The following is a 13,702-nucleotide window of genomic DNA, read 5'->3' on the forward strand; positions in this document are numbered from 1 at the left end:
TCAGTAACGCCATCAGGCGTTACTGAGAACTTCGCGAAAAACGTCCGGCCTTATGGCCGCAATGTGTAGTAGCGAGCGAGCTGCACCAGAAGGTGCCCGACGCCCTTGTTCCCATTCTTGAAGGGTCCTTACTGACACACCCAGAAGCTCCGCAAATTTTTGTTGCGACAGCCCCGTCTTGCTTCTTGCTTCGGCAGCTTGGGTGACCTCAACGTAGTGCACTGCACCGTAATTTCCCGCTTTGACATCCTGAATGGCGGCCAGTAATTCTTCGCCGATATTGCGTTTGGCGTCACGTGCCGGAATACTCTCAGTGGTGCCCTTGCCATAAATCAGAAGTGCTACTACTGCTCCGCACTCCAATTGAGTGGTGTAGATAATTCGCACCGATCCACTTTTGCCCCGGCCCTCCATGCTCCAGCGTATCTTTCGGCAGCCACCTGAACGCGGAATAACATTCCCTGAGTCAGGATGGCTGGCAAGGAAAGCCATGAAAATACCTTTTTCCTCTTCAGTCCAATAGTCGGGCCATAGTCTGCTGAATAAAGGCGATTCTATGATGGTCAACACGCGAAACTCTACGTCTTTGACGTAGCCTCTGGCAAGAAAGGGCGGGCCAGAAAATCGCAGGTGAGAAGGCACTGCTCAAGAGGGTTTTTATCGCAAAATGACAGGCCACTTTGAGTTTGGGCGATAGGCAGGGGGCCTGAGAGGTTGGTTTGTAGGCGTTTTTTTATCGGTATGTACGAGCAATCCACGAATAGATCAACGTCCTGTTCTCCGCCGGGTGATGAGTCCTCCTGCGATAGCTGGCAAACGCCGGCGAGGTGCAGTAGGTGCATACGTCACTCACCTCGATATGTTCGCGCTTGACCCCGGCCGCGTGCAGTAGCAGCAGCCCATATCCGCTCAAGTCAAACCAGGCACTTCCTGTTTGCCTGGCATGGGGCGGTGTAATGTGCGGGGCTTGTAGCGGTGTCGGTTGCTCAACGCTCCAGGGCGCCTGGCCGTGCTGCCAAACGTGGCCTTGATCGGCTTGGAACTCGGCAATAAACGCCGCGCTCACCTCATAGCAGCACGGTTTGATCGACGGCCCAATCGCTACTCGCAGTTGGTCTGCGTTAATGCCTTTATCTATGAAGCGCTGCACGGCATTGTCGATGATTCCGCGCTGCAAGCCCTTCCAGCCGCCATGGATGGCCGCTACCCACTCACCGCCTGCGATCAGAATGGGCAAGCAATCGGCCGTGATGACCGCAATCGGCTGGCGGCTGTGTGTGAGCACCCCGTCGGCCTCAATCGTGTTGGCCAACTGACCCGGTTGCCACTCGATCGCCGACGCGCTGTGCACTTGTTTGCAAATGAACACGTCACCGGGTCGCAGGGGATCATCAATCGAGCAAAAACCGTGATCGACGCCGGGGAGGGCATTGAGGCTATGGGCTTTGTGCACCGTGCATTCTCCTTTGATCAAAACACCCTAGTCGCCCAGCGCCTCGCCTTCGCGCCGAGGGTCGGCGCCGCCGCTCAGCGACACCTTGCCCTGGCCATCCCTTGTGCGCACGATGGCCTGCACGCCGCTGGTCATCTCGATTTCGCTGAGGGCATGACCTTTGTCCTTGAGTGCCTGTTTCAGCGCGGGGCTGAACAGACCAGTTTCCAACTCCGTGGCCCCGTTGCGGCTGCCGAAATTTGGCAGGCTGATGGCTGCTTGGGGATCAAGTTTCCAGTCGAGCATGGCTACCAGGGATTTGCTCACGTATTCGATGATCTGCGAACCGCCTGGTGAACCGACGGTAGCGAGCAGCTCACCCGTCTGGCGGTCGAACACCAAGGTCGGCGCCATGGCTGAGCGCGGGCGCTTGCCGGGTTGCACGCGGTTGGCTACAGGCTGGCCGTTTTCTTCGGGAATGAACGAGAAGTCGGTCATCTGGTTGTTGAGCAAAAAGCCCTGCACCATCACATGGGAACCGAACGCCGCTTCCACCGTGGTGGTCATCGACACCGCTCCGCCCTGATCGTCCACCGCCACCACTTGCGAGGTGGAGATGCGCAGCGGCGAGCGGTCTGGCGCATAGGCCACCTGCACGCCAGCGGGTTGGCCGGGCTTGGCCACGCCCATGCTGCGTTCACCGATCAGCGCGGCGCGCTGGGCCAGGTAATTGGGCGCGACGAGACCGGCAACCGGTACGGGGGTAAAGTCCGCATCGGCCACGTACAGCGCACGATCGGCAAAGGCCAGGCGCCCGGCCTCGGCAATCAAATGTATCGCTTCGGGTGTCGGCTCAAGCCCGGCTGGCGAGGCACTCTTGATCGGTGTCATCGGTGCGATAGCCAAGCGAGGGTCGCGGGTTTCCAGTGCCTGCAAAGTCCCAAGGATCTGCGCCACGGCAATCCCGCCCGAGGAAGGCGGCGGCATGCCGCAGACCTTCCATTGTTTGTAGTCGGTACACAACGGTGCACGTTCCTTGGCGCTGTAGCTCTTGAGGTCGGCCACGGACAAGCTGCCGGCATTGCGATTGCCCTGCACCTTGCGTGCAATCTCATCGGCAATCGGCCCATGGTACAGCGCGTCCGGCCCTTCCTTGGCGATGCGCTTGAACACCGCGGCCAGCGCTGGATTTTTCAGCAGCGTGCCGGTGGCTTTTGGCGAGCCGTCGGCATTCAGGAAGTACGCCGCCATTTCCGGCGATTGTGCGATAAAGCGGTCAGCTGCGATCAAGCTGTGCAAGCGCGGGGAAATAGCGAAGCCTTGCTCCGACAGGCGAATCGCCGGCTCAAACAGCTTGGCCCATTGCAGGTGGCCGCTCTTTTTGTGCGCCATCTCAAGCGCGCGCAATACCCCCGGCGTGCCCACCGAGCGCCCGCCAATCTGTGCATCGGTGAAGGCCATCTGCGTGCCGTCGGCGTTCAGGAACAGGCGCTCGGTCGCACCCGCCGGCGCGGTTTCGCGGCCGTCGTAGGCATGCACCTTTTGCCCATCCCACAGCATGATGAACGCACCGCCGCCAATACCGGAAGACTGCGGTTCCACCAGGGTCAGTACCGCTTGCATGGCAATCGCCGCATCGATGGCCGAGCCGCCCTGGCGCAACATCTCACGCCCGGCTTCGGCGGCCAGCGGGTTGGCGGCGGCGGCCATGTGGCGTTCGGCGTGGCGGGTGCTCAGGTCGGTGCGATAGCCCGAACCCAGCTCCGGAGCCGGTGGTAGTTCGTTGACGGCAGTGTGGCAGGCCGCAAGGGCCAGGGCTGTCGCGATGACCGTCAGGTGGCGGCGGGAAATCAAAAACACGCGCTGAACTCCGTTCATTTTGAGAAGGGTCTGTTGTCCTTGGGGAACTGCTTTTTACAGATAAATCGTGCCTTGCATATACAGCACGGCCTTACCGGAAATAATCACGCGCTCACCCTTAAGTTCACAACGCAACTGGCCCTTGCGCTGGCCGCCTTGCTCGGCGGTCAACTGCGATTTACCCAGGCGCTCGGCCCAGAACGGTGCCAACGAGGTGTGCGCCGAGCCGGTGACCGGGTCTTCATTGACCCCAACATTCGGCCCGAACCAGCGCGAGACAAAGTCAAACCGAGTGCTTTTGGCGGTGACTGCAATCCCGCGTTTAGGCAGGCCCTTAAGTCGTGCGAAATCCGGCGTGAGCGCCGCCACCTGCGCTTCATCTTCCACCAGCACGATGTAGTCATCGGTGCCAAACACCTCGGCATTTTCAATTCCCAACGCACTCAACATTCCGCTCGGTGGCTCGCAGCACTCAGGCTGTTTGGCCGGGAAATCCATCGCCAATTCATCGCCATTGCGTGTCACCCGCAACTCGCCGCTGCGGGTGGCAAAACGAAGCACTTCGGGTGCATCGGCCAGCTTATGGATCAATACCCATGCCGCCGCCAACGTGGCGTGGCCGCACAGGTCCACCTCGACCTCGGGCGTGAGCCAGCGCAACTCATAGAAGTCGCCACGGGGGACGAAGAATGCGGTTTCGGAGAGGTTATTTTCCGCAGCGATATTCTGCAGTTGCTCATCGGGCAGCCATTCGGTGAGCGGGCACACCGCCGCTGGGTTGCCGCCGAAGGGGTGTTGGCTGAAGGCGTCGACCTGGTAGATATCCAGTTTCACCGTGAGGCACTCCGTGTGTGAAGAGAGGCTGGACACTAACAGTGGGGTGGTGGAGCGTCAAAACACAGTTGGGGAATTTTTTTGCACGCATAAAAAACGGCCTACCTTTCGGTAAGCCGTTTTTAGTACTTGGTGGCTACACAGGGACTTGAACCCCGGACCCCAGCATTATGAATGCTATGCTCTAACCAACTGAGCTATGTAGCCAAGTGGCGCGCATTATTCGCCTGGAACGGCAATGCGTCAAGCCTTTTTATAGAAAATTTTTCTACGCTTTCAACTGTTTAAAGGAAAGCGCCGCTTTTGGCGACGGGCGGCAGGGGGGCGCGCCTCTCATTCGTCAATCCAATTCTCTACAGGCACGGCTCTGATTATCCGTGGAGGCGGCATGGATCGTGTTGGTCGCTGCCGAGGCCGCGCCGGATACGCTTTGGCTCGTTCGGCAATGCGCCTGGCCTGACGATGTTGGGCAGATATCCCTGTCGCCCAACGCTTGACCGGTTAAACCAGGTTACTGAGGCATTGTGTTGTGCGTGACCCGCTTGAGTTGCTCACGTGCCCGGGACAGGCGTGAGCGAACGGTGCCGATAGGTATGTCCAATACGTCGGCGGTATCTTGGTAGCTGCCATCGGTCTCCAGTGAGGCATATAACGTTTTGCGCATCTCGGTCGGCAAGTGATCAATAGCGCTCAAGGTGTTTTCCAGGCGACGATTGATCTCAAACTCCCAGTCCAGACTGTTGTTTTCTTCCTGGCCGTGCCACAGCGACTCATCGAACTCGCAATGCGCGGGCTTGGCATACAAGCGTCGAAAGTGATTGCGGATCAGGTTCTGCGCAATGCCGCACATCCAGGTGCTGAGCGTTGCAGTGCCACTGAAGCGCTCGCGATTGCGCCAGGCCTCCAAGTAAGTCAGTTGTAGAAGGTCATCCGCATCTTCCGGGTTGAGCACGCGTTTGTGAATGAAGCGACGGAGTTTTTTCTGTTGGTCGTCTGTCAGGTGAAGCATGAATTGAGGCGAGCTGCCAACAAGGTGAGCTAAAGCTCCAATAGGGATATTCATGATGTTTTCCTTAAGGTAGACGCTGTCGAAATGATTTCGACGGCTACCTCTTTTGCACCGCCTGTGCCAACGGAGAATCTGCTACTAACTAGCTGTTTTATATGAATAAATACTTTATGTTGGTGGCGATTTTGTGCAGCAGTTTGCAAAAGGCATCAGAGGCTCGTGCAGATTTTTTCACGCTATCGGTGGACCGGATTTCGATGGAACCATCTGTCCGGGCTCTGCCACACAGGGACAATCTCTTCCTGTACTGGCCTGCCCATGAAAGTCGAATCTACCAACGAAGTGTCAACGACTCCGCGATTGGAACTGAACACCTTTAGCCCGGCCGCCAAGCCTGAGCCGAGCAAAGGTGTTGATGAGCTTTTTCTGCAATTCAGCCAGGAGGTAGAACCCAACAGCCGCACGTTGGACAAACGCAAAATCGGGGTGCGTGTGCCCCCGGTCCAGGCGTTCGCGCAGTTGTATGAGCAGCTGGGTCATCCGGCCCAGGAAAGTTTTTCGGCGATTGCGCGACGGATCAGGCTGCAATTGCTGATGCAGCCCAGCGTAGAAACATTGCTGGAATCCACAGGCGGTGACCCGGCCCGTACCTTTGTGGTACTCAAATCGGTGTTGGAGCAGGCCGATTCTGAAGCGCGCAAGTCCGAAGCTGCCCTGGCGCGGGATGCCATTGCCAAGTTAGAAATCCGCTTCAAAGGGCAGATCCAGGCAGGCCTGAATATCGCCGTGGCCTTGCAGCAGGCCGGTGGCGATCCTCAGGAGCGCCAGGCGTTGCGCGCGCTCTATTACGCCAGTGTGGTGACGCGCCAATCCTTGGCGAGCATGATGCAGGCCCTGCTGGGCGTTTACGGCGACGACCGTTTTGCCCATGGGCTGAATGTGATGGCCAGTGCCTTGACCGCCGACATCGCGGCCCATGTTTCGTCTCTGCCTACGGCAATGTTGCGCACCCTGTTGGTGGGGCTGCGTAGTTGCGGGGCATTAAGCGGGGTATTGTGCAGCTGCCGTGACTTCACCCAGAACCTGGCGACTGAGCTGCATGCGGTAAACCTGCTGCAGCGCCTGCTGGGTTACGCCAGCACCGGCATTGCCTCAAATGAAGTGATGCGCCTGGCCGAAGACATGGAAGGCAACACGTCCACGCTGGTGTCTCTGAATATGCTTTACCCGCTGTTTCAAAGCCTGCCGCTGGCGCTATGGCCGGATAGTCGGTCTCGCCAAGAGGCGCTGCATAATTTCCTGTTGGTGATGGATGAGCTTGCTCGTCAAGAAGGCATGACCCCTCGCTTGACCGACTCGAGCATTCTGGCGTGAACGTGCTGTCCAGTATCAATGGCGTACTGCTCAAGCTGGCGCAGCGTGCCGAGGTCTTGGGCGCCGTGGTGATCATGGCGATTGTGTTCATTTTCATCGTACCGCTGCCCACCTGGCTGGTGGACATCCTGATTGCGCTGAATATCTGTATTTCCTGTCTGTTGATCATGCTGGCGCTGTACTTGCCCGGCCCTTTGGCGTTCTCTTCCTTCCCGTCGATTCTGTTGCTGACCACCATGTTTCGCCTGGCGTTGTCGATCGCCACGACGCGCTTGATCCTGCTTGAACAGGACGCCGGCGATATCGTCGAGGCCTTCGGCAACTTCGTGGTAGGCGGTAACCTGGCGGTGGGTATGGTCATCTTCCTGATCCTGACTTTGGTCAACTTCCTGGTTATCACCAAGGGCTCCGAGCGGGTTGCCGAAGTGGCGGCACGCTTCAGCCTGGACGCTATGCCGGGCAAACAGATGTCCATCGACAGTGACTTGCGTGCCGGTTTGATCGACGGCGAGCAAGCGCGCGACAAGCGTGAACAGTTGTCTCGCGAGAGCCAATTGTTCGGCGCGATGGATGGCGCCATGAAGTTCGTCAAGGGCGACGCTATCGCTGGGTTGATCATTGTGGTGGTCAACCTGCTGGGTGGGTTTTCCACGGGGATGTTCCAGCACGGATTGAGCGCTGGCGATTCGATGGCGCTGTATTCGGTATTGACTATTGGTGACGGCTTGATTGCGCAGATTCCCGCGCTGCTGATCTCCCTGACCGCCGGCATGATCATTACCCGTGTGGCACCGGACAGGCACAAGGGCGTCACGAACATGGGGGCTGAAATCGCCCGGCAAATGACCAGCGAACCCAGGAGCTGGATGATCGCATCGGTGGCGATGCTGGTGTTTGCGATCGTGCCTGGCATGCCGACCCTGGTGTTTATCCTGATCTCGATGATGACAGGCGCCCTGGGTTATTACCTCGACCGTCGGCGCCGTAGGCAAGCGCAGCCAGAAGCCGAAGCTGTTGAGGCGCCGCGGCCCGAAGAAAACGGCAGGGAGGATCTTCGCGGGTTTGATCCGTCCCGGCCTTATCTGTTGCAGTTTCCCTCGGCCTTGCGGGGTACCCCTGAGGTGACGGACCTCATTCATGGGATCCGCCAGGTGCGAAACTCCCTGGTTGCCAATATCGGCCTGACATTGCCGCCGTTTGAGGTCGAGATTGATGACTCACTGGCCGACGATGAAATGCGCTTCTGCGTGCATGAAGTGCCTATGGTCAAGGCGTCGGTGGTTCAGCGAGTGGCCGTGGCTCGCTCTGCGCTTACGGTTGAGCCTGAGCATGGTGTACCGGGATTGGCCGAGCGCAATGAACAGGACTGGCTCTGGCTGCCACCGGATGACCCATTGCTCGATGACTCGCAGTTGGAGCGTTTCAGTGCGACAAGCTTGATCGTCGAGCGCATGAAGCAGGCGATGATGCTCAGCGGGCCACAGTTCCTGGGGATCCAGGAGAGCAAGGCAATCCTCAGTTGGCTTGAACACAATCAACCTGAGTTGGTGCAGGAACTGCAACGCATCATGCCGATATCGCGCTTTTCGGCGGTGTTGCAACGCTTGGCCAGCGAAGGGGTTCCACTGCGCGCCGTGAGGCTCATTGTCGAGTCGCTGATCGAATACGGCCAGCATGAGCGCGAGCCGGAAGCGCTGGCCGACTATGCGCGCATTGCCCTCAAGTCGCAGATCTTTCACCAGTACAGCGAGGCCGATGGCCTGCACGCCTGGTTGTTATCGCCGCAAACCGAAAACACCCTGCGCGAGGCTCTTCGCCAAACCCAGACAGGGGTGTTCTTTGCACTCGACAGCGACAGCAGCGCGGCGCTGGTCAGCCTGCTCAACCAGGCCTTCAGTGCCCGAGCCAAAACTAAAAGCGTGATGTTGGTGGCGCAAGACCTGCGCAGCCCCTTGCGGACCTTGTTGCTTGAGGAATTCAACCATGTGCCGGTGCTGTCGTTCGCCGAGCTGGGGAGCAACTCCAAGGTCAAGGTGCTGGGGCGTTTTGATCTCAGCCAGGACGAGTTGATGCACGGGACGTTGGCATGAACACATCGCTAGAGTATGGGGGGATGTACTGATGTTCGAGCTCCGGGTGTTGGACGGTTTGCATCAAGGGGCTGCGCTGCCATTGTTTGGCGAGCGATGGAGCCTTGGCGCCCACGCGGATGCTGATCTTTTGCTGGATGATCCTGGTATAGCCGAACATCACGCGCGTCTGCTGTTGGCCGAAGGCCGGTGGTCGGTGCAGGCCGAAGCTGGGCTGCTGAAAGGCAGCGATGGGCAACTGTTGGCGCAGATCGGGGATCTGGCGCTCAACACTGCGTTTGTAATTGGTAGTGTCCGCTTGTGTGTCAGCCAGGCCGATCAGCCCTGGCTGCAAGCTCCGGCACCCAAGCAGGACAGGCAGGTAGCGGAGCCTGAGTCCCAGACCCCGTTGCCATTGACCCTATCGTCCATTTCGTCGACGCAGCAAAAAGGCTTGGTCAGCCTGCTTCTGTTATGCGCCGTGATCATCATGGCGGCCGGTATTATCTTCAGTGGCGAGCGCGAGGCTCAGGCATCGCTGATGCCGGGAGTGATTCAGAAACCAGGGTTGGACTCGCCCTCCGAGGTGCGCCAGCAGCTAATGAAGATGCTCACCGAGCGTGAGCTGCTCCAGCGTGTCAACTTGCAGATTGTCAATGACCAGATAGCCCTCAATGGTGTCGTTTCCCAGGAAGAAGTCGAACTGATCGCGCGCATGCTCGACCGTTTTGCCGAGCAGTTCGATACCGTCGTGCCGGTGATCAGTCGCGTGCGGGTCCGCGACGGCACGTTGCCGTTCAAGATCTTGCAGATTGTCGGTGGCCCGAACGGCCATGTGGTACTGGAAGAGGGAACCCGGCTGTTTGTGGGCGATGAAGTGGATGGCCTGCGCCTGGTATTAATCGACAACAGCAAAGTGGTGTTCGACGGCGAGCAACGTTATGAGGTGGGCTGGTGAACGGGGCGTTGCAGGAGCGCCTGGAGGCTTGGCAATTGAACCAATCCCAGGCGCTGAGCAGCTTCGCCCCGGTCACGATGCGCGGACGCATCCAGCGCGTGAATGGCATGCTGCTGCAATGCCGATTGCCGCAGGCCCGTATCGGTGATCTGTGCCAGGTCGAGAAAACACCAGGTGACTACATGCTGGCCGAGATTATCGGGTTCGATCAGCGCGATGCGGTGCTCAGTGCCCTGGGCAATCTGGAAGGCGTGCGCGTAGGTGCCAGCGTTGAGCGGCTGGGGGTGCCACACCAGGTACGGGTCGGTGATGAGTTGTTGGGACAGGTGCTGGATGGTTTTGGTCGCCCGATTGCGGGGGATGGTGCCGGCGCGTTCGTTGAAGCGGACGTACCCGATGCGACCCCGGTGTTGTGCGAGGCGCCCCTGCCTACGGAACGGCCGCGGATCAACCGCGCACTGGCCACTGGCGTGCGCTCGATTGATGGGCTGATGACGCTGGGGGAGGGCCAGCGTGTCGGGCTGTTCGCCGGTGCCGGTTGCGGCAAGACCACCTTGTTGGCCGAGATCGCCCGTAACGTGGAATGCGATGTGATCGTGTTCGGTCTGATTGGTGAGCGGGGCCGGGAATTGCGCGAGTTTCTCGATCACGAGCTGGATGAACAGTTGCGGGCCAAGGCGGTGTTGGTATGCGCAACCTCTGACCGTTCAAGCATGGAGCGCGCGCGTGCCGCGTTCACGGCAACCGCGCTGGCCGAGGGTTTCCGGCGCAAGGGTCAGCGGGTGTTGTTGCTGATCGACTCCCTGACCCGCTTCGCCAGGGCGCAACGCGAAATCGGCCTGGCTGCCGGTGAACCCTTGGGGCGCGGTGGTTTGCCGCCGTCGGTCTACAGCTTGTTGCCGCGGTTGGTGGAGCGCGCCGGGTTGACCCGCGAAGGTGTGATCACGGCTATTTACACGGTGCTGATCGAACAGGACTCCATGAACGATCCCGTGGCGGATGAAGTTCGCTCGCTGCTCGATGGTCATATCGTCCTGTCACGCAAGTTGGCCGAGCGCGGCCACTACCCGGCGGTCGACGTTCTGGCCAGTCTTTCGCGGATTCTAAGCAATGTCGCTGATCCCGCGGATATCCGAGCCGGTACGGCGTTGCGGCGCCTGCTGTCGGCCTACCAGCAGATCGAGCTGATGCTCAAGTTGGGAGAGTATCAGTCTGGCAACGATGCGCTCACCGACCTGGCAGTCGATAGCCGGCAGGCAGTGGACGGGTTTCTGCGCCAGGACTTGCGAGAACCTTCACCGCTAGCCGTCACCATGGACCAACTGACTAAGCTGACTGCCCATGTCCCATTCTGAAGTTATATCGGGTGAAATTGATACCTTGCGGCGTCTGCGCCGCCATCGTGCCGATCGCGCGGAGCGTGCGCTGCGCGAAGCAAAACGGACTCAGCAAGCGCTGGTCGCGCACATCCGCGAAATGCAGGAGGCGCTCGAGCGGACTCGCCAGGAAGAGGTCCGGCAATGTGCGCAACTATTGAGCGAGTACCAGGGGCAGGTGGTGACGTTCAAGGCGCTGAAGAACTGGAGCGCCAAGGAGCAGGAATTGTCGGCGGGCACGCAGCGCGAAGAACACCAATTGCTACGGCTGCAAGGGCAGCAGCAAGCGCAAGTGGTGCAGGTCGACCAGGCGCAAAAGCAGGTCACCTTATGCTTGCGCCAAGTGGAAAAAATTCAAGAGCTGTCTGATTTACTGCGGCAGGAGCCGATATGAAACAAGTTTCAGTGACTACACCTGAACGTCAGCGCCCGCGCGAGCCTCGTGATGAACGTGTCCCCGAGTTCACTGCCTTGGTGCCTTGGGAGCAACGGCGACTGTTTAGCCAGTTGTTTGACGATGACGGTCAGGGCGGGGGCGGATACGGAGCTTCTCTGAACGGGATCAAAGCGTCGGGCGATGTCGCCATGATCGAGGCGTTGACCGAGCAGTTGGCGCCGCGAATGCTCGTCGGTTCGCAGTGGCCATTGCTGGCGGTCTTTCACCTCGGACGCCTTGGGCGAATCAATGCCGATATTCGTCGAGAGCAAGGCAGCTGGAGCGTAGAGCTTGACGCGGAACAAGACGCTTCGGCGCGCTGGCTCAGTGGTGTACGCCAACAATGTGAGCGGCGGCTGGCTGCGAGCCTGGGTCAGCCCGTCAGTTTGCACTTGGCCAGTTCGGCGCAGGCATGATGCTGCCACCTCTGATATTTCCTGCATTCAAGGCCGATATCGCGATCGCCCGGCAGCGGTTGGGACACGGGATGAGTATGCCGTTCGAGGTCGCCGGTTCAAGTGGCGAGTTGAAAATGGAGCCTGGTGCCGCCCCTGTGGGCGTCCAGCCGCTCTGTTTTGAAACCGCCTGCGGGGTGTTGGCCTTCAGTGAGCCGGGACCGCAGTTCAGTTTGATGGGGGAATGCCCGGTGACACTGGCGCAGGCCGGCAACGATCCGGATGCCTGGTTCTGGGCCTTGTTCCAGCATCATCTGAGCCCCCAGGTGCAGGCGCTGTTTGGTCATTTGCGTTTGCTGCCGGGCACCCGCCCCTTGAACTTTGGTTGCCGATTCTGCGTGACGCTCGGTGCGTCCCGTGTTGTCGGCTACCTGTGGCTATCTGTCGATAGCTTTCTGGCGTTATGCCAGGCGGGGCCTTGGCGTTCCATGGCCAAGCCAATGCCGACGCAGTTTCAACTGGCCATTGATGTGACGCTGGGGCGCCTGCAATTGCCCATGCACCAGCTGCGCAGTGTGCGGGCCGGTGACGTGCTTGTGCTTGAACAGGCCTTTTTCAGTGCGTCGGGAACTGGTCACGTACAGGTTGGCAAACGGCGCCTGGTGGGCTGGATTGACGCCGAATCCGGGCCGATGCGCCTGACCCTTACTTCTTTCGAGGACATGCTTGTGGACGAGGATTTTGCAGCACAGCCCTACTCAGGGCATGAGGATGAGACGGCGGTTACGGATGTGTTCGGGCATGAACCCTTCGATGAATTGAGCATGGCGCTCAATGTGCGTTGCGGTACGTTGAATCTGACGCTCGGCGAATTACGTAATCTTGCACCAGGCGCGGTGTTGGGTGTCTCCGGGTACGCCCCTGGCACAGCCGGACTCTATTACGGAGACCGCCCTCTCGGCCTGGGCCAGTTGGTTGAAGTGGACGGGCGGCTGGGGCTGCAGATGTCTCGCGTGATTTTTTCTCGATGACTAGTTTCCAGGGAATAGATCCGGTCGTCCTGGCAATATTTCTCGGGGCGTTGTCGTTGATGCCCATGTTGTTGGTCGTCTGCACCGCGTTCCTGAAGATCGTGATTGTGTTGATGATCACCCGCAACGCCATCGGTGTGCAGCAGGTGCCTCCGGGGATGGCGATCAACGGCATTGCGCTGGCGGCCACCCTGTTCATCATGGCGCCTGTGGGTTACGAGATGGCCGAGATCGTCAAGGTTTCGCCCCTGGACCTGACCAGCGTGAGCGCCCTTCAACAGACGGGGACGGAGGCGATCAAACCGTTGCGCACGTTCATGTTGCGCAATATTGACCCGGATATTCTGACCCACCTGCTGGAGAACTCCGCACGCATGTGGCCGGCGCAGATGGCGCAGGAAGTCCAGCGTGAGGACCTGATCCTGCTGGTGCCGGCCTTTGTACTGTCACAGTTGCAGGCGGGGTTTGAAATTGGCTTTCTGATCTATATCCCTTTTATCGTGATTGACCTGATCGTCTCCAATCTCCTGCTCGCGCTGGGTATGCAAATGGTGTCGCCGATGACCATTTCCCTGCCGCTCAAATTGCTCTTGTTCGTGATGGTTTCCGGGTGGTCGCGATTGCTCGACAGCCTGTTCCTTTCCTATCTCTGAGTGGCTTATGGAACCGATCGTACTGTTCAAGCAGGGCATGCTGCTGGTGGTTATGTTGACGGCGCCGCCGCTGATTGTGGCGGTGGTGGTAGGGGTCATGACATCCCTGGTCCAGGCGCTGATGCAAGTGCAGGACCAGACGCTGCCTTTCGGTATCAAGCTGGTGGCAGTGGGTATCACTTTGATCATGACGGGTCGCTGGATCGGTGTGGAATTGGTCCAGTTGATGAACGTGACCTTCGACATGATCGGTCGCTCGGCCCTGCACTGAGGTT

The 13,702-nt window shown here is 59.2% G+C and carries 14 protein-coding genes and 1 tRNA gene; 9 read left to right on the top strand and 6 right to left on the bottom strand.

The window, feature by feature from the left end:
• Window positions 1-12: 12 nt before the first annotated feature.
• From KVH01_RS26615 to KVH01_RS26645, 6 genes are all read right to left on the bottom strand, one after another.
• Window positions 13-306 carry a helix-turn-helix domain-containing protein gene (locus KVH01_RS26615; RefSeq protein ID WP_217883544.1) on the bottom strand — a complete coding sequence of 98 codons (294 nt, stop codon included), beginning with the start codon at window positions 304-306 and terminating at the stop codon, window positions 13-15.
• Between the two features lie 427 nt (window positions 307-733).
• Window positions 734-1,453: a polyphenol oxidase family protein gene (locus KVH01_RS26625; protein ID WP_217883494.1), complete on the bottom strand. Its 720-nt coding sequence runs from the start codon at window positions 1,451-1,453 to the stop codon at window positions 734-736.
• Between the two features lie 27 nt (window positions 1,454-1,480).
• A complete protein-coding gene (gene ggt, locus KVH01_RS26630; protein WP_217883495.1) occupies window positions 1,481-3,310 on the bottom strand; it encodes a gamma-glutamyltransferase in 1,830 nt (609 codons plus the stop codon).
• A gap of 36 nt (window positions 3,311-3,346) precedes the next feature.
• Window positions 3,347-4,126 carry a PhzF family phenazine biosynthesis protein gene (locus tag KVH01_RS26635; protein WP_217883496.1) on the bottom strand — a complete coding sequence of 260 codons (780 nt, stop codon included), beginning with the start codon at window positions 4,124-4,126 and terminating at the stop codon, window positions 3,347-3,349.
• A gap of 130 nt (window positions 4,127-4,256) precedes the next feature.
• Window positions 4,257-4,333: transfer RNA gene (locus KVH01_RS26640), tRNA-Met, on the bottom strand.
• 304 nt (window positions 4,334-4,637) lie between these two features.
• Complete coding sequence (locus KVH01_RS26645; RefSeq protein ID WP_124399256.1) at window positions 4,638-5,189, bottom strand: RNA polymerase sigma factor; 552 nt, start codon at window positions 5,187-5,189, stop codon at window positions 4,638-4,640.
• A gap of 264 nt (window positions 5,190-5,453) precedes the next feature.
• On the opposite strand from KVH01_RS26645, the gene sctW reads away from it, so the two are divergent.
• The 9 genes from sctW to sctS are packed head-to-tail and all read left to right on the top strand — an operon-like array spanning window position 5,454 to window position 13,698.
• The gene (gene sctW, locus KVH01_RS26650) at window positions 5,454-6,509 is read left to right on the top strand and encodes a type III secretion system gatekeeper subunit SctW (protein ID WP_217883497.1); all 1,056 of its coding nucleotides are present in this window, start codon (window positions 5,454-5,456) and stop codon (window positions 6,507-6,509) included.
• Window positions 6,506-8,599, top strand: coding sequence for a type III secretion system export apparatus subunit SctV (gene sctV, locus KVH01_RS26655; RefSeq protein WP_217883498.1), 2,094 nt, complete (start codon window positions 6,506-6,508; stop codon window positions 8,597-8,599). Before sctW ends, sctV begins: the two co-directional genes overlap by 4 nt.
• A 31-nt stretch (window positions 8,600-8,630) precedes the next feature.
• Window positions 8,631-9,536, top strand: a complete 906-nt coding sequence (locus KVH01_RS26660; RefSeq protein WP_217883499.1) for an FHA domain-containing protein — start codon at window positions 8,631-8,633, stop codon at window positions 9,534-9,536.
• Window positions 9,533-10,891 carry a FliI/YscN family ATPase gene (locus KVH01_RS26665; protein ID WP_217883500.1) on the top strand — a complete coding sequence of 453 codons (1,359 nt, stop codon included), beginning with the start codon at window positions 9,533-9,535 and terminating at the stop codon, window positions 10,889-10,891. The genes KVH01_RS26660 and KVH01_RS26665 overlap by 4 nt, the downstream gene beginning before the upstream one ends.
• Window positions 10,878-11,306 carry a type III secretion system stalk subunit SctO gene (sctO, locus tag KVH01_RS26670; RefSeq protein WP_217883501.1) on the top strand — a complete coding sequence of 143 codons (429 nt, stop codon included), beginning with the start codon at window positions 10,878-10,880 and terminating at the stop codon, window positions 11,304-11,306. The genes KVH01_RS26665 and sctO overlap by 14 nt, the downstream gene beginning before the upstream one ends.
• Complete coding sequence (locus KVH01_RS26675; RefSeq protein WP_217883502.1) at window positions 11,303-11,764, top strand: type III secretion system HrpP C-terminal domain-containing protein; 462 nt, start codon at window positions 11,303-11,305, stop codon at window positions 11,762-11,764. The genes sctO and KVH01_RS26675 overlap by 4 nt, the downstream gene beginning before the upstream one ends.
• A complete protein-coding gene (locus KVH01_RS26680; RefSeq protein ID WP_217883503.1) occupies window positions 11,761-12,774 on the top strand; it encodes a FliM/FliN family flagellar motor switch protein in 1,014 nt (337 codons plus the stop codon). The genes KVH01_RS26675 and KVH01_RS26680 overlap by 4 nt, the downstream gene beginning before the upstream one ends.
• Window positions 12,771-13,427 carry a type III secretion system export apparatus subunit SctR gene (gene sctR / locus KVH01_RS26685; protein ID WP_124399264.1) on the top strand — a complete coding sequence of 219 codons (657 nt, stop codon included), beginning with the start codon at window positions 12,771-12,773 and terminating at the stop codon, window positions 13,425-13,427. The genes KVH01_RS26680 and sctR overlap by 4 nt, the downstream gene beginning before the upstream one ends.
• A 7-nt stretch (window positions 13,428-13,434) precedes the next feature.
• Window positions 13,435-13,698: a type III secretion system export apparatus subunit SctS gene (sctS, locus tag KVH01_RS26690; RefSeq protein WP_046070782.1), complete on the top strand. Its 264-nt coding sequence runs from the start codon at window positions 13,435-13,437 to the stop codon at window positions 13,696-13,698.
• Window positions 13,699-13,702 lie beyond the last annotated feature (4 nt).

Source organism: Pseudomonas khavaziana (assembly GCF_019145205.1).
GTDB lineage: Bacteria > Pseudomonadota > Gammaproteobacteria > Pseudomonadales > Pseudomonadaceae > Aquipseudomonas > Aquipseudomonas khavaziana.